General features: G+C 49.4%; 17 protein-coding genes. 11 read left to right on the top strand and 6 right to left on the bottom strand.

The features are described from left to right. Positions 1-17: 17 nt before the first annotated feature. Complete coding sequence (locus tag JOD20_RS14795) at positions 18-1,106, bottom strand: substrate-binding domain-containing protein (RefSeq protein ID WP_204756007.1); 1,089 nt, start codon at positions 1,104-1,106, stop codon at positions 18-20. A 98-nt stretch (positions 1,107-1,204) separates the two neighbouring features. On the opposite strand from JOD20_RS14795, the gene JOD20_RS14790 reads away from it, so the two are divergent. Together JOD20_RS14790 and JOD20_RS14785 are read left to right on the top strand one after the other, a co-directional pair. Continuing rightward, entirely contained in the window at positions 1,205-2,392 is a 1,188-nt protein-coding gene (locus JOD20_RS14790; protein WP_204756006.1) for an MFS transporter, read from the top strand. Between the two features lie 563 nt (positions 2,393-2,955). After that, positions 2,956-3,735 (top strand): UbiA prenyltransferase family protein, encoded by a 780-nt coding sequence (locus JOD20_RS14785; RefSeq protein ID WP_204756005.1) that lies wholly within the window; start codon positions 2,956-2,958, stop codon positions 3,733-3,735. 50 nt (positions 3,736-3,785) lie between these two features. Here JOD20_RS14785 and JOD20_RS14780 read toward each other — a convergent pair whose 3' ends face one another. From JOD20_RS14780 to JOD20_RS14770, 3 genes are all read right to left on the bottom strand, one after another. Further along, complete coding sequence (locus JOD20_RS14780) at positions 3,786-4,535, bottom strand: DsbA family protein (protein ID WP_204756004.1); 750 nt, start codon at positions 4,533-4,535, stop codon at positions 3,786-3,788. A 70-nt stretch (positions 4,536-4,605) separates the two neighbouring features. Beyond that, positions 4,606-5,001 (bottom strand): hypothetical protein, encoded by a 396-nt coding sequence (locus tag JOD20_RS14775; protein ID WP_204756003.1) that lies wholly within the window; start codon positions 4,999-5,001, stop codon positions 4,606-4,608. A gap of 107 nt (positions 5,002-5,108) precedes the next feature. After that, complete coding sequence (locus tag JOD20_RS14770) at positions 5,109-5,492, bottom strand: MerR family transcriptional regulator (RefSeq protein ID WP_110513613.1); 384 nt, start codon at positions 5,490-5,492, stop codon at positions 5,109-5,111. A 157-nt stretch (positions 5,493-5,649) separates the two neighbouring features. On the opposite strand from JOD20_RS14770, the gene JOD20_RS14765 reads away from it, so the two are divergent. After that, positions 5,650-6,576 (top strand): SDR family NAD(P)-dependent oxidoreductase, encoded by a 927-nt coding sequence (locus tag JOD20_RS14765; protein WP_204756002.1) that lies wholly within the window; start codon positions 5,650-5,652, stop codon positions 6,574-6,576. A gap of 1 nt (position 6,577) precedes the next feature. Here JOD20_RS14765 and JOD20_RS14760 read toward each other — a convergent pair whose 3' ends face one another. Next, positions 6,578-7,606: a helix-turn-helix domain-containing protein gene (locus JOD20_RS14760; RefSeq protein WP_204756001.1), complete on the bottom strand. Its 1,029-nt coding sequence runs from the start codon at positions 7,604-7,606 to the stop codon at positions 6,578-6,580. 108 nt (positions 7,607-7,714) lie between these two features. Here JOD20_RS14760 and JOD20_RS14755 point away from each other — a divergent pair, with 108 nt between their 5' ends. Together JOD20_RS14755 and JOD20_RS14750 are read left to right on the top strand one after the other, a co-directional pair. After that, positions 7,715-7,933 carry a response regulator transcription factor gene (locus JOD20_RS14755; protein ID WP_204756000.1) on the top strand — a complete coding sequence of 73 codons (219 nt, stop codon included), beginning with the start codon at positions 7,715-7,717 and terminating at the stop codon, positions 7,931-7,933. A 149-nt stretch (positions 7,934-8,082) separates the two neighbouring features. Next, positions 8,083-9,537, top strand: a complete 1,455-nt coding sequence (locus JOD20_RS14750; protein WP_204755999.1) for a M23 family metallopeptidase — start codon at positions 8,083-8,085, stop codon at positions 9,535-9,537. Positions 9,538-9,643: 106 nt separating this feature from the next. Here JOD20_RS14750 and JOD20_RS14745 read toward each other — a convergent pair whose 3' ends face one another. Beyond that, positions 9,644-10,384 carry an SDR family oxidoreductase gene (locus JOD20_RS14745; RefSeq protein WP_204755998.1) on the bottom strand — a complete coding sequence of 247 codons (741 nt, stop codon included), beginning with the start codon at positions 10,382-10,384 and terminating at the stop codon, positions 9,644-9,646. Between the two features lie 638 nt (positions 10,385-11,022). Here JOD20_RS14745 and JOD20_RS14740 point away from each other — a divergent pair. From JOD20_RS14740 to JOD20_RS14715, 6 genes are all read left to right on the top strand, one after another. Then, positions 11,023-12,660, top strand: a complete 1,638-nt coding sequence (locus JOD20_RS14740) for an aspartate:alanine exchanger family transporter (RefSeq protein WP_204755997.1) — start codon at positions 11,023-11,025, stop codon at positions 12,658-12,660. Positions 12,661-12,734: 74 nt separating this feature from the next. Next, positions 12,735-13,685, top strand: coding sequence for an STM4015 family protein (locus JOD20_RS14735; protein WP_204755996.1), 951 nt, complete (start codon positions 12,735-12,737; stop codon positions 13,683-13,685). A gap of 48 nt (positions 13,686-13,733) precedes the next feature. Next, a complete protein-coding gene (locus tag JOD20_RS14730) occupies positions 13,734-14,675 on the top strand; it encodes an STM4015 family protein (protein WP_204755995.1) in 942 nt (313 codons plus the stop codon). Positions 14,676-14,768: 93 nt separating this feature from the next. Then, positions 14,769-15,710, top strand: coding sequence for an STM4015 family protein (locus JOD20_RS14725; protein ID WP_204755994.1), 942 nt, complete (start codon positions 14,769-14,771; stop codon positions 15,708-15,710). 11 nt (positions 15,711-15,721) lie between these two features. Beyond that, on the top strand, positions 15,722-16,654 hold the full coding sequence (locus tag JOD20_RS14720; protein ID WP_204755993.1) for an STM4015 family protein: 933 nt from the start codon (positions 15,722-15,724) through the stop codon (positions 16,652-16,654). Beyond that, positions 16,651-17,787 carry an STM4014 family protein gene (locus JOD20_RS14715; RefSeq protein WP_204755992.1) on the top strand — a complete coding sequence of 379 codons (1,137 nt, stop codon included), beginning with the start codon at positions 16,651-16,653 and terminating at the stop codon, positions 17,785-17,787. The genes JOD20_RS14720 and JOD20_RS14715 overlap by 4 nt, the downstream gene beginning before the upstream one ends. Positions 17,788-17,864 lie beyond the last annotated feature (77 nt).

Below are 17,864 nucleotides of genomic sequence, written 5' to 3'. Positions count from 1 at the left end.
GAGCAGGGCTTTTTGATTTAAATTGCTGCCGTTGAATCTCGCACCACAAGTTCGACCGCCAGCCGTTGATAGCTGGTTGGGCTTTGGCCTGCGAGCAATTCAATTAAGGCTTGGCCTGCCGATAACCCTTTTTGGCGGTGATCTTGGCGAATAGTCGTAAGTGCTGGCGTGATTCTGGTTGCTTGCGGAATATCATCAAAGCCAACAATTGAAAGCTGCTCGGGTACGTTGTAGCCAGCTTGTTGCGCCCCAGTGATTGCGCCCAAGGCCAAGCGATCGGTCAAACACAGAATTGCAGTAGGTCGAGGCGTGCGCGCCAGCAAAATTTGAATTGCGGCTGCACCATCGGCTTCGTTATTATCATTGCAATCGTAAATTGGCACATCGCTCCAGGCAATGCCCGCTTGTTCGAGTGGCTGGCGATAGCCTTGCAAGCGCAATTGCGTGACAAAAAAGGTTGCTTCGCTGTGCGTCTGCACATTGATTGGCGCATGTGATGGCCGAACGTGGGTCTCGATTAGGCGATCGGTGATGATTGCAAAATGGCGATGGCCGAGGCTTAATAAATGTTCGGTTGCCATGCGCGCGCCAGCCTCATCATCAACAATAATTGATGGCACATCGGGCCGTGGCGGTTGGTCAAGCAACACCGTTGGCAAGCGCCGCTTCAAGGCTGCTTCAACCAAGGGATCAGTGTCCATCATCGAATAGACGATAAAGCCATCGACCAAGGCCTGTTGGACGGTAGTTGTATCGTCGTCGCGGCCTGGCACAAGCAATAAGCCAAGTTTGGCTTGTTCAAGCGTGCTGGCGATGCCTTCGAGCACCATCAAGGCCGCTGGGTCGCGAAAAGCATAGGGCAAGCGTTCGGCAAACAAAACGCCGACCGCGCCAGCCCGTTGTTGGCGTAAGCTGCGCGCCACAGGATTTGGGCCGGGGTAGCCAAGCTCGGCGGCCACCGCGAGCACCCGTTCGCGCAGTTCTGCTGAAAGTTGGTCGGGCCGATTGTAGGCGTTGGAAACAGTTGAGACGGCGACACCTAAAGCAGCGGCAACGGTGCTAATTGTGATGCGGTGCGGTTTGGCGGATTCGTGCTCGTTTGCCACAGATCTGCTCCTTTAGACTGATTGTCAGGCTGTATTATACATGCTATACTTCTGAAACGTTACAGAAAAAACGTTTCAGAAAGGCAATAGGTTGAATTGTGTCATATTCTGTACCTTCGCTTCGGCGGCATTCGACACTTTTAGTTGGCTTGGCCTATGCAGCATTTATTAGTTTAGGCTTGCCAGATGGCCTAACAGGAGTTGCATGGCCATCGGTTCGGGCGGAATTTGGGTTGCCGCTTGATGCACTGGGAGCGTTAATTACTAGCGGCACAATTGGCTATTTGATTTCGAGCTTCAGCAGCGGGCGAATTTTGGCCAAAATTGGCGTTGGTTGGCTGTTGGTGCTTAGTTGTTTGGCAACTGCGGTGAGCCTACTGGGCTATGGCTATGCTCCAGCCTGGCTATTTATGGCTAGTTTGGGTATTTTAGCAGGTTTGGGTGCGGGCGCGATTGATGCTGGCCTCAACACCTATGCTGCCGACAATTTCAATCCACGCATGCTGAATTGGATGCATGCCTCGTTTGGTTTGGGTGCAGCCAGCGGCCCAGTCATTATGAGTAGCATTATCAGTGCAAATCAATCGTGGCGCATTGGCTATGTGGTGGTTGGCATTGCCCAATTGTTGCTCGCTAGTGCCTTTGCCATCACCCGCAAACAGTGGCAAACCAATCAACCTGAAACCGTGGTGGAACCGGTTACAAGCGCAACGATGCTGCAAACCTTGCGTTTACCAGTCACCTGGCTGAATATTCTGCTGTTCTTTCTGTATACGGGCTTAGAATTTTGTGCTGGCCAATGGTTGTATACGTTGCTAACAACCTCGCGGGGCATGGAAGCAGGCATCGCTGGCATTTGGGTGAGCATTTATTGGGGCAGCTTAACCGTTGGCCGCTTGCTTTCAGGCGTGATTGTTGGCCGTATGAGCGTGGTTAGTTTGTTGCGTTTGAGTATGCTAGTGGCAATTATCGGGGTGGTTTTGTTTTGGCTGAATCTTGCGCCATGGCTCACAGTAATTGGGATTGCCTTGCTTGGTTTGGCGCTGGCCCCCATGTTCCCATCATTCATTGCCTTAACGCCAGCGCGCATGGGGCCACGCCACTCGGCCAATACGATTGGCTTCCAAATTGCCGCCGCAACGTTGGGCGGGGCTTCGATTGCAAGTAGCTTCGGCTTGTTTGCCGATTGGATGGGCATTGAAGTGTTGGGCACGTATTTGTTTGTGGTGGCGTTGGCGATGGCACTCATTTTCGAGGCTTTGAATCGCCTAAAGCCTGCTGCCTAAGGATGAATCCAAAAGTCAAAAGTCAAAAGTCAAAAGTCAAAAGTCAAAAGTCAAAAACAGAATAGCCGTTTAACGCAGCGGCGCAGAGCCACGAAATTATGAAGGATGAGGGATGAAATGCCAAATCAGAAGTCAAAGGTCAAAAGTCAAAACGGCCAAGTGTAACGTAGCGGCGCAGAGGAAGCATGGCTATAGGCTATGGGTTATCGGAAATTAGGTGGAAACTAAACATCAATAGCCAAAAGCCAATAGTCTAGAGCCTCATTTGGTGTCCTTCGTGTCCTTCGTGGATCGAATAGCTAACGCAGAGGAAGCATGGCTATGGGCTATGGGTTATCGGAATATTCAGCTGAGAAATAGAATCTGTGGCTAAACATAAGCCTTTCATGATTTCTGGCCCCTGACCCCTTATCCATTGCCCCTTCGTGCGCTTCGCGTTCTTCGCGGTTTCAACGTGCCTGATCCCTATACGCCCTCAGCTGTATCGAATGATGCATTGCGAGCAGCGAGCAGCCTGTTAGACTAGCACTAGCACCCTTGATTAATGCGCTGGAGGTCTGACCATGATTGCTGCTCGCCGCCCAAGTTTTAGCCGTTTTTTGCTCATGAGTAGCCTTCTGACGGGGCTTTTGATTCTGCTGTTTGCGATGACTCGTTGGTTTGATATTCCTGCTGGCGATGTGACCGATTGGTTGGTGGGGATTATCAGCGTGTGGTGGCTGCTGGCGATTACCATCATTCCTTGGAATATTTATTTTGATGCGCGCACGGTGATAGCTGATGCTGAAATTTCGCAGCAACGGGGAATTACCGTTCAAGCTAGCCAACAGCACTATGCTGCCAGCATTGCCAAACGCTCATTGGTTGGCGCTGTGCTTTTGCATCTGGTTTCGGCAGGCGTGTTGTATGCGATTGCTGCCAGCAATATTAGCAGCGTGGGCTATGTTGCAGCGGGTGCAGCGATTTTGTTGACTGGTTTGCGCCCTGCTTTGCGCGGCTACGAATATGTTGCCCAACGCTTGGCAACCATTCACGAGGAAGTGCGCTTTCCTCGCGATGATATTCAGTTGCTGAAACATCAAGTAGCCAGCTTGGAATCTAAAATTGAGCAATTAGACCTTGAAGAAGCCGATTCATGGGCCAGTCAGCAGGTCAAACATGCCAAGCAATTGGAGCGCCAAATTGAGCAATTAAAAGTTGAGTTGCAAAGCCTGAACACCAATAACGAAGCGGCGCATCGCCAAATTAGCCGCGAGATTGAGCATGCTGTGGCCCAAATTTCGACTGATGGCCAATTTTTGGAGCATGCCCGCGAGCTGATTCGCTTCTTCAAACAAGCCTAAATCAAATGCGAGCGATCCAGAAAACTGGATCGCTCGCTCGCTCGTTGTGGTTAATTATTGCTGCTGGCTGGCAATTTGGCATCGACGGCGGCCATCAAGGTTTTGGCAAAATCGGTTTCGAAATTGACTTGCTGGCCATCAACAAAGACGGTTGGCGTTTGTTGCAATTGACGTTCAATGGCTGCATCATAGGCATCGTTAATCACATCAGTATAGGTTCCTGCTTCGATGCAGCTTTCGATTTGTTGGCGATCAGCGCCAGCCTGCTCGACAGCAGCCATAATTTGGGTTTTTGGCCCAAGGCTTTTGGCCCATTGGGTTTGGCTATCGAATAAGGCATTGTGAATTGGCCAGAACAAATTTTGATCACCAGCACAGCGGGCAATCTCAGCAGTTAATTGGGCCGATTTATGGATGGTTTTCAGTGGAAACTCGCGGAAAATCACTTGGGCCTTGCCAGTTTCCACATACAAGCCATCGAAATTGGCTTGCGCCAATTCAACTTCTAGGCTACGGCAAGCAGGGCATTCATAATCGGCATAGATTTCGACTTTAACTGGCGCATCGGGCTTACCTTTGTACCAATAATTATCGTCGGTTTTGCCAACGGGAGCATTGAGGCCAGCTTGGTTGGGCATTGGGCCGGTGTTGCTGACACTGGCGGGCTTGCTCAGGGCTTGAAAGAGCACAAAGCCAATTCCCAAAACAGCGATTAAGCCCAAGCCAAGATAAAACATTTTGAATGAAGGGGTTGGTTGATTGCGGCGCTGGCCTTTGCCAGAACGAGTTGAGCTAGCCATAGTTCACATCCTCAATAAACGCTGTAGCCTTACAGCATTAACAACACTTGAATCGCGAATAAATTTGGATTCAAATGCTTGAACGAGGAGGTGGCGTGATTGGCAGCATAATATACGAGCAAGCCTTTTGCCGCGGGATGCGCCATTGGCGGCGCTGGCTTACAAGGCTTTGCTTGAGCCGAGGCACAATCAACACCATTGGAAACCAAGCCACCAACTGCACAACCGTGTTGGTGGGTGTGCTTGGCTCGAGCGCTTGGCTCGGCAGCAATTTGCGCTGACTTGGACAATCCAAGGCGCTTGATTGATCGCTGCGTGGAATGGGCTGGCCAAACTGTTCTTGGGCAACCCCGTTGACGACGCAGCCAACTGGACAGCCAACGCCAAGGTGCAACACCATTGCCCAACAGAGCAATGGCTGCCATAAAATTCCGAGAACGCTGGTTATTTGGCGTAATTTCAGCACACCCAAACCCTTGATCGACCAATCTAGCGCGATCATACCATAGCTTGGGCCAGAAACATCAGGTTAAGTGCCTATTTTGGGGCAATTGCTTGAATTTTTAATCAGCGTTAATCAAGCGTTTCATAATAGCCAATTTTGCGGGTAACTGCTTCAAGGTGTTCTTTTACCTCAAGCAATTGTTGCTCAACCCGCTGGCGATGGGCTTTCAAGAGATTCAATCGGTCTCGCACGGTGTGGTCGCCTTCGTATAACAGTTCGGTATAGCGCCGAATATCGCGAATGGGCATGCCAGTGGCGCGCAAACATTTGATAAAGTGAATCCATTTGATATGACGTTCGTTGTAGTAGCGATAACCGTTTTGCTGATTGCGATCAACCAGATCGAGCAAGCCAGCGCGTTCGTAATAGCGCAAGGTATGGGCGCTCAAGCCCGTAACTTGGGCCATTTGTTGAATGGTTAGGTTTTCGGGCACTACTTGTTGCATCACCATGATTAAGCTCCTGCACAATAACAATCAGCTACGACCTATGGTATAGCCTAGAGTGCGTTCTAAAGCAAGTAGCAATTTTGCCAAAAATCAGGGCTTGACTTAGAGCGCGCACTAAGGTTTAGACTAAGCTGGTGATTTAGTGTGAAGGATGCTTGTGATGAGTTTGATAACCACACCATTTGGCTTTGCCAGCACCGCCGCCGAGGTTGCCGCCGGAATCGATTGCCGTGGCCAGCGCATGCTTATAACGGGCGCTTCGTCGGGCATTGGGGTTGAAACTGCGTGCGCCTTGGCTAGCACTGGAGCCGAAGTTACTTTGGCCGTGCGCGACACTGCTGCTGGTGAAAAGGTTGCTGCTGAGCTGCGGGCCAGCACTGGCAATGCTGCGATTTTGGTCAGCCAGCTTGATTTGGCTGATCGGGCTTCGATTGCGCACTTTGTGGCTCAATGGCAAGGGCCGTTGCATGTGCTGGTGAATAATGCTGGGGTGATGGCTTCGCCTGAGCAATATACCAACGAAGGTTGGGAATCGCAGTTTGCGGTTAATCATCTTGGCCATTTTGCGCTCAGCCTTGGTTTGCAGCCTGCTTTAGCGGCGGCTGGCGGCGCACGGGTGGTTTCGGTTAGTTCTAGCGCGCATATGCGTTCGCCAGTGATTTTTGATGATTTGCATTTTGCCTTTCGTCCCTATGATCCATGGCTCGCTTATGGCCAAGCTAAAACCGCCAATGTTTTGTTTGCGGTTGAGGCTGATGCGCGCTGGGCTGCCCAAGGCATTCGAGTTAATGCCTTAATGCCAGGCGCGATTTTGACCAACTTGCAACGCCATGTTGGCGGCACAATGCGGGTTGCGCCGGAAATTCAAAAAACTGTTGCGCAAGGCGCGGCAACCTCGGTGCTGCTGGCAATTTCGCCGTTGCTGGCCGAGGTTGGCGGGCGCTATTTTGCCGATTGTAATGAGCAACCAGTTGTAACCAGGCGTTCGCTGCAAAACCCGTTGTTGGGCGTTGCTGGCTATGCACTTGATCGCCAGAATGCCCAGCGTCTGTGGGATGTTTCGTTGGAGCTACTTGGTTTAGCCTAATTTATTGGTTACGCCACGTTGAATTAGCTAAGGTTCCGCCGATCAGATTTTCAAGCGTTGCAAAAGGCCGCTGCTCGGCGGGCACTCGAACACAAAAATCCTTAAAATGAACAATTGCTTGGCGTTGTCCCCCTGCAATAATTGCGAGATCGAGCCTGCTTGCGGGGAGCCGTGGCATTTCCCAACTGGCCTGATGATAATTGTTGATAAAGAGTGAATGCTGTTGCTCATCAACGAGCAGAGCGATTTTATTAAATTGCCCAGATCGATAGCCATAGATTGGCCGCCGCTGCAGATAAATCTTCCAAAAATCGCCCCCGTGAAAGCCTTGAATAATCGAAAACTCGCCCGTTTGATCGCGAATCCTAACTAAAGCATGGCAAGCATCGCTGATCTCCTCGAACACGAGTGCCAAGCCATCATCAGGCCCAGCTTCGCTGACAAATTGCCCATAAACTGAGCAGTAATAGCGATCTGGTGTAAAGCATTGCGAATCAGCACCAATAAACATTTCACTGACAAATCGATTATTTAACCGCAGTTCGAGGCATTGATTGCTGAGCGAACGTTCGACTTGGCCTGAGTCGTCATCCTTAGTTCCCAACCCCCAATGCTGAGCATTTGATTCAAATCGATCGCGAAATAAAATTGGCCATGTGCTTTCGATACGATTTGGATGAGGAAGATCGTTGGTGCTGATGGTTGGATCAGAAATGCGTTGTTCAACCCGCCGAATTACCTCAGCGGTTTGCAATTGATCAACTGGTGTGTTGTACCGTGACCAACGTGGGTTAATTGCATAGAGCATGAGATCGATCTGAAATCCAGTAAGACCCAACATATCACCTAAGCGCTCAACTGCTTCCTGCTTACGCGGAGCATAAGCGCCAGCAAACCAATGAGCCAATGAACGGCGCGAAATGCCAGTGGCAGTGGCAAGATCGTCATAGGTGCGAATGCGCTCAGGGTTAGGGCGTAGAGCAAAAAAGATGTGTAACAAGTCGGCAAACGTGTAGTTTGAGCTATGCATGGGTGAATTTCCTCAAATGTTAGGCCGAGTTGCGCAAACATGCAACTTGGTCAGAGCGGCTTTGCTAGTCTGCTTGGTATGGAATAGCGACTGCAAGGGGGAAGACCAATGTCAGACTTAACTCCAATCGAATTGCGAATTGTGTGCTTGATTGCTGCTGGCAATACTGACCGTGAGATTGCTGAATTATTGAATTTGAAAGAAAACACTATTGGCTGCTATTTACGCGAAATTTATAGCAAACTTGATGTGGGCAGCCGTACCAAACTGATTAATCGGGTTTTTAATCTCCAGCTTAAACCCGAATTTACTCATGGTTGCTGCTAGTTTAACACGTTCGTGTATTCCCAAATCCTGACACATGGCTATATGCTTGATAGAGATTAGTAAAAATCAATTGTCAATAGTGGTTTTGGAGACTCAATCTACAAGGCAATTGATCAAGCTAAATTGGTTTATTAATTTGTGAGGTGAATATGGATGCAAAGCGAATGATGGCTTGTTTGTTGGTTGCTCTTTTCGTAGGTATGGGGCTTGTAGCTCCTCAGGTGAGTTTTGCGCAAGAAGTCCAGCAACATCAAATCATGGTTGATGGCCTAGAATTAAAAATGCCGTTTCAGCCAGGTGTAGAATGGCGAGTAACTGCGGGGTGGGAAGCTGGTAATCATCAACAAGCATGGAATTATTATGCGATTGATATGGTTCCTGCTGACCGACCATGTTTAGGCCAACCTATTTTGGCAGCTGCCAACGGAATTATTATTGCTAATAATGGTCACGAACTTCAGATTGATCATCGGGTTAATAACTATCGTTCGTTATATTCCCACTTAAATACAGTCAGCTCTGGCTTAGCTGTTGGAACTGAAGTATTTCAAGGCCAACAAATTGGTACGTGTGGTGGGTATCCTAATTTTGCTCCGCATTTGCACTTTCAAATATATCAAGGCCAACGAACCGCTAATGCTGGGGTAATTCCAGTACCGATTGATGGGATTACTGATGCCAATCGACTACGTTCAGGCCAACGTGGCTTGTATTCGACCAATCAATTACCACCATTGTTGACAGCTCCCTATCGACCACTACGGCTATTTTGGAAGGGTGATCGGGAAGATAACTTTACAACAGCTTCAATCCAAGCAGAAATTTCTGCTGCTGCCAATGGCTATACTTCGGTTAGAACTGAAGGATTTGTATTTACTCATTCAGCATCAGAGAGAGTACCGCTTCAGCAATATTGGCACAGTGGTCGAGGCGATAACATTATGGTTGCTACCAGTGCAGGTATCAATGATGCACTTAATGCTGGCTATAGTTTTGTGCGAACCGAAGGTTATATTTATCCTACACAACAACAATATACGGTTCCATTGAAACTCTTTTGGAATGATGCTCGCCAAGATAATTTTACAACTTCAACCGTTGAAGGAGAACAATCAGCATTGGCTGCAGGTTATCGTTTTATACGAATTGAAGGCTATGTTTTTGTTGCTCAGCCACTACAACTTTACTGGCACTCCGACCGTGGCGATAATTTTTCTACTGCAACGGCTGACGGAATCTCTTCGGCGCAAATATCAGCCTATGGTTTTATACGAACTGAAGGCTATGTTTTTGCTGATCAATTACCCGGAACCGTTCCACTGAAATTGTTTTGGAGTGATGTCCGCCAAGATAATTATATTACTGCAACACAAGAAGGTGAAACATCTGCGGTAACAGCAGGATATCTTTTAGTACGAACTGAAGGGTATGTTTTACCAACACCTGGTGAAGGAATGCGGCCTTTGGAGCTATTTTATCATGATGGACGAGGGGACAATTTTACAACTGCTACACTCTCAGGCGCAACCGATGCACTTAATCATAGTTATCAGCTGATTCGACATGAAGGTTATATTTATGGTACACTGCCTGCTGGATACTAGGATAAAATCCTTGTTACTAGCAAGCTTCACCTTTTGAAATAATGGAGAAACTTAAACAGAACCTCATGGAATTATACCGTCCATGAGGTTCTGTTTTAATTACTTGTTAAATAATCGGCCCCACAAACACCGTATGCCCGTTTGGTTGGCTACGATCGGCGGCGGCATCGACAATTGCTTGGGCAAATTCCTCGATCGTAGGAATTGGCTCAGGGCTGTGTTCTTTGCGGGCAGCTAAAAAGCCAGGCTGAACCCGATCAAGCAATTTGGGCGTAATCGTGCCTTCGATCATATCGCCGCTCACAACATAGAAGTGAATGCCGCGTTGGCTGAATTCGGCGATGCGCTCGCGCAATGCCATTTCGCCAGCTTTTTTACTGCTCGCTACTGGCTCGTAGCCGGCGATAATTGGCCGTTCGCCATAAAAATGTGCCCAGTGGCTGGTGACGAATACAATGCAACTGCCAGCCTGCATCAATGGCAGCATTGTTTCGACAGTTTGCACTTGCGCGGTCAGATTCAGATCCATGGCATAGGTTGCTGGCTTATCTTTTTCGAGGCCGCCACTAGCGTTCAGTACCAAAATGTCAAGCTTGCCAAAGCGTTGCTGAATTTGGGTTTGGGTTGTTATGAGATCGTTGATTTGAGTTAAATCGGCTTGGGCTAGCAACGCTTGCCTTCCTATGGCGGTTATTTCGGCAGCAACCGCTTCGGCCCGGGCAGCCTTGCTGCGATAATTAATGACAATATCGGCTCCCCGTTGGGCCAGTTGGCGGCTAATTTCGGCTCCAATGCCGCGCGATGCTCCAGTTATCAGGGCAACTTGCCCAACAAAATCCTCTGGCACACACGATCCTTTCATGTCGCTTGGTTGGTTTTCCCATTGTGAGAAAAGCTAGCACGATTATACATAGGCTTGCAAGCGGCAAAGTCAGAAGTCAAAAGGCAGAAGGCAGAAGGCAAAAATTATAGCTTTAACGCAGCGGCGCAAAGGAACCGAAGGATGAAGGATGAAGTCAAAAATCAGAAGGCAAAAGGCAAAAATCAAGAGCCAGAAGCCCATAGCCCTTCTTCATGCACTTCGTGTCCTTCGCAGTTTCAGTCCTTAACGTAGAAGAAAGAGGGCTATTGGCTAGCAAACCAATAATCAAAACAATTTGTGGAAACTGTGGCTTAACAATAAACATTCGGGCAATTCGTGGAATTTGTGGTGAAAAGATGTGGCTAATGGCGCTTGGCTAGCAAAACAATAATCAAAACAATCTGTGGAAACTGTGGCTTAACAATAAACATTCGGGCAATTTGCAGTTGCGATTACAAGCGCAGAGAAACTGAATGTTGGTTTTAGAAAATATGCTCGAATTCTCGTTACGAAATTCACAATAATCGTAGCGAGGCTGCAACGCTGCAAGCGCGATGATTCGGCTATGCTAAGATGGCATCGAGAGAAACAGCCTGCTGGCTGTACGCTGCGAAAGGAATGTTATGTTGGACTTGCTAGCGTCGAATCCTCTATTGCTGCTGTTTGTGGTTGCAGCAATCGGCTATCCTTTGGGGCAATTGAATCTCGGCGGTGTGCGCCTCGGCGTTGCCGCCGTTTTGTTTGTGGGCTTGGCAATTGGCTCGCTTGATGAGCGGCTGAAACTGCCCGAAGTGCTGTATCAATTTGGCTTGGTGCTGTTTGTCTACACCGTCGGGTTGAGCAGCGGGCATCAGTTTTTTCGCTCGTGGCGCAGCAAAGGCTTACGCGATAATCTGTTTATTGGCGGGATGATCGTCATAGCCTATGTGTTTGCAATTCTAGCCCATTCGTTCTTGAGCATTAAACCAACGTTAACTGTCGGCCTGTTCACTGGCACAATCACCAATACGCCAGCCTTAGCAGCAGCCATTGAATATTTGAAATCGGCCTTGCCTGAGCAACAATTAGCTGCTGTGGTCAATGATCCGGTGGTTGGCTATTCGATTGCCTACCCAATGGGCGTAGTGGCAATGATGTTGGCAATTGTATTGGTGCAACGTCTGTGGCGGGTCGATTATGCCAAAGAATTGGTTTCGCGCCACGATTTAGAAGGCAATCACCACGATATTACCAGCCGCACGGTTGAAATTACTAATCCTGAAGCAACCCAGCTTTCAGTTCAAGCCTTGATTGCCAAGTATCATTGGTCGATGGTGTTTGGGCGCTATCGCCGTGATGGCCATGTGGCAGTGACGACTGGCGCAACCCAATTTATGCTCGGCGATCACGTCAGCATTGTTGGCTCAAGCGAGGTTCTAGAGCAAGTTATTGCGGTGCTTGGCCAAGAAACTGAAGATATTTCCAACGATCGGCGCGAGCTTGATTATCGCCGCATGTTTGTCTCCAACTCCAAAATTGTGGGGATTCGGCTGGAGCAACTGAATTTGCCGCAAGTGCTGGGTGCAACGATTACCCGCATTCGCCGTGGCGACGTGGAAATGTTGCCAACCGCAGATACACGCTTGGAGCTTGGCGATCGAGTGCGGGTGATTGCTCGCCGCGCCGATATTCCCCAAGTGAGTCGTTTCTTTGGCGATTCGTATCGCGCCTTGAGTGAAGTTGATATTTTGACCTTCACCTTGGGCTTGGTGATGGGCTTGGTGATTGGGTCGTTGGTCTTGCCATTACCTGGCGGCGTGAGCATCAAACTTGGCTTTGCTGGCGGGCCGTTGGTCGTTTCCCTGATTTTGGGGGCGCTTGATCGGACTGGCCCGTTGGTTTGGAACATGCCCTATAGCACCAATCTAACCTTGCGTCAAATCGGGATTGTGATGTTCCTCGCTGGAGTTGGCACGCGCGCTGGCTACGATTTCGTCAAATTCTTATTCAGCAGCAATGGCTTGCTCTTATTTGGGGTTGGCGCTGCAATCACCTTTACAATCGCGATGCTGATTCTGACAATTGGCTATAAAGTGTTGAAAATTCCAATGGGCATTCTCACGGGGATGTTGGCTGGTTTTCAGACCCAGCCCGCCTTGCTCAGTTTTGCCGTGCAACAAAGCAATAACGAACTGCCAAATCAAGGCTATGCAGCGGTCTATCCACTAGCATTAATCATCAAAATTATTCTTGCCCAGCTGATGCTCATTCAACTGCTATGACAGCGGTTGACACATACCTACATATACTAATGGCAGGCCAATCACGGCCTGCCATTCATATTTGCGAGGTTGGGATGATCTTTGAATGGAAAAACCACTATGGTGAATTGGCCGTCCACAATTCAACTGGATGGGAGCACTTTAAGCCCAATGATGATCTGATGCGTTTTTATGTCGAAGATGACCACAATTACGAGCCAGAGCCATGGGAGATTTTCTTTAATGATTGGCTGTTGAGCGATGATCCAGAACGGATCAATGGCATCTTGCTTGATCGCTGGTGGCATTGGGATGATCCCGTTGAGCGCATGAGTGCTGATTATGTTTTAGCTCAACTTGCTGCTGCCCGCGAACGGATGCCATTGCTTAGAGCGCTGTTTATTGGCGAAGTTACTGATAAGAAATTCGACCTTTCGTGGATTAGGCAAGGCAATTATGGGCCATTTTTAGCAGCCTACCCGCAACTTGAATCGTTGGTTATTCGCGGTGGCCCTGGTTTGAGTTTTGGTTCGCTTCAGCATCATCAGCTCAAAACTTTGGTGATTCAAGCCAATGGTTTATCAGCCCAAGTGGTGCGCGAGCTTGCTGCTGCCGATTTGCCAGCGCTTGAGCATTTGGAGCTGTGGCTGGGCTGCGCTGAGCATGGTGGCGATTCGACAATTGCCGATTTGCAGCCAATGTTGAATGGCGTAGGCTTGCCACAGTTAAAAACCTTGGCCTTGCGCAATTGTGATTATGCTGATCTACTGGCCCAAGCCCTTGCCAATGCCCCCATTCTTGAGCGGATTAAGGTGCTTGATCTTGCGCTGGGCAATTTGAGCGATGTTGGAGCCGAAGCATTATTCGCTAGCCCAGCGATTCGCAAACTCGATATGCTTGTGCTGCACCACCACTATCTGAGCGATGCAATGCTTGATTGTTGGGCATCGATTGAGCTTGCGGTCGAAGTAAGTTATCAACAATTTGTGCCAGACGACGACGAAGAAGAAGCCTACCCAATCGCCATCAGCGGCTATCTTGCCTAGACTTATTGCGGGCTTCGCTGGCTTTTATTGCTATTTGGGAGCTAGGCTATGGTTTTTGAATGGATCGGCTACTTTGGTGACTCAACGCTGGCCAATTGGGATGCTAAAGAGCAATTTGCGCCAATTGGCCAGCCTGTGCGCCTGCATTTGGAATACGATTATACGGCCAAAGCCACGACCAAAACGTGGGACGAGTATTTCAATGCGTGGCTGGCAACCGCCGAACCAGCCCAAACCACAGGCTTGGTGCTTGGGCGCTGGTGGCACGATACGGTTGATCCTGGCGATATTGACCGCGTTTTAGCTAGCATCATCAATGCTCGTGAGCAGTTGCCCTTGCTCAAAGCCTTGTTTGTTGGCGATTTTACCTACGAAGAATGGGAAATTTCGTGGATCAACCAAGGTGATTATGCGCCTGTGTTGGCTGCGTTTCCGCAACTTGAATATTTAGTCATTCGTGGTGGCAATGGGCTGAGTTTTGGCACGCTGCGACATCAACAGCTCAAAGGCTTGGTGATTCAGACTGGCGGTTTGGCGGCCCAAATTGTGCGTGAGATTGCTGCTGCCGATTTGCCAGCGCTTGAGCATTTGGAACTCTGGCTCGGCTGTGATTATTATGGTGGCGATTCGACGGTTGCTGATTTGCAACCAATTTTAGATTGCAAAAACTTTCCAAATTTAGAAATTTTGAGCTTGCGCGATTGTGAATATGCCGATGAACTGGCCCAAGCGCTGGTGAATGCGCCGATTCTTGAGCAAATTAGCATGCTCGATCTTTCGTTGGGCAATTTGAGCGATGTTGGAGCCGAAGTGTTATTTGCCAGCGAGGCAATTCGCAGCCTCAACTTTCTCGATTTGCATCATCACTATATGAGCAACGACATGCTTGAATGCTGGGATACAATTGGGTTATGGTGCGATGTGAGCGAGCAACAAATTGCCGAAGAACACGCGGGCGAAGAACATCGCTATGCGGCGGTTACTGAATAAGCGCTTGCATGGCTTGTGACAGTCTTTGTCGCATCGTCAGGTATCCTACTCGTAGGCTTCAATCGGCCTACGCTGGTTGTTTGTGAGGTTTGCATGATTGTTGAATGGATGGGCTATTTTGGCGATTCGACGATCGCTAATTGGGACGGACGAAAAAACCTTGCGCCGCTTGGTCACCCTGTGCGCCTGCATTTGGAATACGACTATAGCTCGAAAGCGCCAGCCCCAACTTGGCAAGATTATTTTAATGCGTGGTTGGCGACCGATGAGCCTGCCCAAACCACGGGCTTGGTGATTGGGCGTTGGTGGCACGACTCGCCAGAAGATAATGATATTGAGCTTGTTTTAGAAGGCATCGTGAATGCTCGCGAACGCTTGCCCTTGCTCAAAGCCTTGTTCGTCGGCGATTTTACCTATGAAGAATGGGAAATTTCGTGGATTATCCAAGGCGATTATGCTGCGATTTTGGCAGCTTACCCACAGCTTGAGTATTTGGCAATTCGCGGTGGCTCGAACTTGAGCTTTGGCGCGATTCAACATCAACAGCTCAAAGGCTTGGTGATTCAGACTGGTGGTTTGCCGGTGCACGTGGTGCGCGACGTGGCTGCTGCCAATTTGCCAGCGCTTGAGCATTTGGAACTCTGGCTGGGTAATGATGAATATGGTGGCAATTCGACCGTCGATGATCTGCAACCGATTTTAAGCGGTGAGCGTTTTCCAAGCTTAATCAATTTGGGTTTGCGCGATTGTGAATATGCCGATGCGCTGGCCCAAGCAGTGGCCAAAGCCCCAATTCTTGAACGAATCAAAGTGCTCGATCTTTCGCTGGGCAATCTGAGCGATGCTGGTGCTGAAGTGCTGTTTACCAGCGAAGCCATTCGCAAACTCGAATTTCTCGATTTGCACCACCACTATATGAGCGATGGTATGCGCGATTGCTGGGCCACGATTGAACTTAAAAGCGATGTGAGCGGCCAAGAAACCGCCGATGAAGATGGTGACGAAGAATATCGCTATATCGCCGTTAGCGAGTAAGGAGCACAAGAATGGCTCAATTGCCATGGATGGCGGAGCTTTTGCCATCGAACATTGCCGATTGGGATCACCCTGGTATTTTGCAACCAAGCGGCGTGGTGCATCGGGTTGGGCTGAGCTACGAAGATGATTACGATAGCAAGGTAGTGTGGAGCGATCGCTTTGCTGATTTTTTGGCTTTGCCAGGTGTTGAAAAAACCACTGGTTTGGTGATTGGAACTTGGTGGGAGCTTGATGATGGCAACGGCCCAGTTGATGAAGTCGTTGAAAGTTTAGTCAGCGCTGCCCCGCAATTGCCCAATTTACGCGCCTTATTCGTTGGCGATATTATGAGCGAAGAATCGGAAATCTCGTGGATCGAGCAGGATGATCTTTCGCCATTGCTTTCGGCGTTTCCCAACTTGCAGCATTTTGCCATTCGCGGAGCCAACGGCTTAAGCCTTGGTTCGTGCCAGCATGCTCAGCTCAAAACCTTGGTTATTCAAAGCGGCGGCTTGGCCAATCGGGTTGTGCAAGAGATTTTTCAAGGCAAATTGCCAGCGCTGGAGCATTTGGAATTGTGGCTCGGCTCCGATTGGTATGGCGGCGATGTGACCTTGACTGATCTTGAACCATTGCTCAACGGCGAATTGTTCCCGCAACTCAAGGTGTTGGCGTTGCGCGATTGCTCATTTGCTGATGATTTAGCGATTGCTCTGAGCCAAGCGCCGATTATTAACCGCATTGAGATCCTTGATCTTTCGCTTGGCAACCTTGGCGATGAAGGTGCAAAGGCCTTGTTGGCCTGCCCTGCGATTAAACAGCTGAAATTGCTCGATTTGCACTATCATTTTATCGATAGTGAGCTGGCCCAGCAATTTAAACAACTGGGAATTGAGGTTGATATTTCCGAGCCGCAAGACCCTAATCGCCATGATCGCCGCTATATCGCGGTGAGTGAATGATCGTTATTGGCAATCCGCGTGATCGGCGGGTGGCGCTTTGGCAGGCGGCATTGGCTCGTCAAGGCCAGCCGCCCGCGCGGGTCATCAGCTATTACGATGTGCTGGCTGGCACGCTTGATTTAGCGAGTTTGATCAAGCCCAACGAGTTGGTGCGGATCGAATCGCCGGGCAAAGATGAGCAGCTGTATCGAGAATTAGTGTGCTTTGCTGCTGAACTCGCGCCTGAGCCGGATTTTGAGCATTGGCCAATCGATGCTGATTTGCCGCAAGAACGCGGGCGTTTGTGGGGCAATCGCCAGTGGTATCGGGGTTATCGCCATTTGTTGGGCCAGCTCGAACGACAATTATCTGCCTTGAATGCGCGATTGTTGCAACACCCCACAGACATCGCCGTGATGTTTGATAAAGTAGCTTGCCATGCGCGTTTAGATGCGGCCAATGTGATCGTTCCAAGAGCGTTGCCAGCGGTCGGCTCGTTTGAGCAATTGCAAACGGCGATGCAAGCCCAGCGCTGGCAGCGGGTGTTTATCAAACTAGCCCATGGCTCAAGTGCCTCAGGCGTGGTCGCCTACCGCACCAATGGCCGTCAGATGCAGGCCATTACCACGGTTGAGTTGGTGCAAACCAGCGCTGGCTTACAATTGTATAACTCGCGCAATTTGCGTACTTATACCCATCTGCATGAGATTCAACCATTAATCGATGCTTTGGCGCGGCAACGAATCCATGTCGAGGAATGGGTTCCTAAGGCGCGGCTGGCTGGCAAGGTCTACGATCTGCGCATGTTGGTGATTGCGGGCAAGGCTCAGCACACGGTGGTGCGCACCAGCACTTCGCCAATTACCAACTTGCACCTGTTGAACCCGCGTGGCGATTTGGCAGCGGTGCAAGCGCAGTTAGGTGCTGAGTTTTGGCAAACCGTGCAGCAGCAAGCTCAAGCGGCGGCAGCATGTTTTGATCATTCGCTGTATGCTGGGGTTGATTTGCTGATTGCCAACAGCCTCAAGCATTGCTTGGTTGGCGAAGTCAATGCCTTTGGTGATTTGCTACCTAATGTTTTGGTTGATGGGCTTGATAGTTATGAAGCAGAAATAGTAGGGGCTAGGGATCAGGGGCTAGTGGTCAGGGTTTAGGGATACGATCTGTACTGAAAACAGATTCTTTGTCTTTCCTAGAATTCAACTATGCTGACCCCTGACCCCTGAATCCT

The sequence above is a fragment of the Herpetosiphon giganteus genome (assembly GCF_016907925.1).
GTDB lineage: Bacteria > Chloroflexota > Chloroflexia > Chloroflexales > Herpetosiphonaceae > Herpetosiphon > Herpetosiphon giganteus.
The sequence above is the reverse complement of the archived record's forward strand: the minus strand, read 5'-3'. Positions and strand labels throughout refer to the sequence as shown.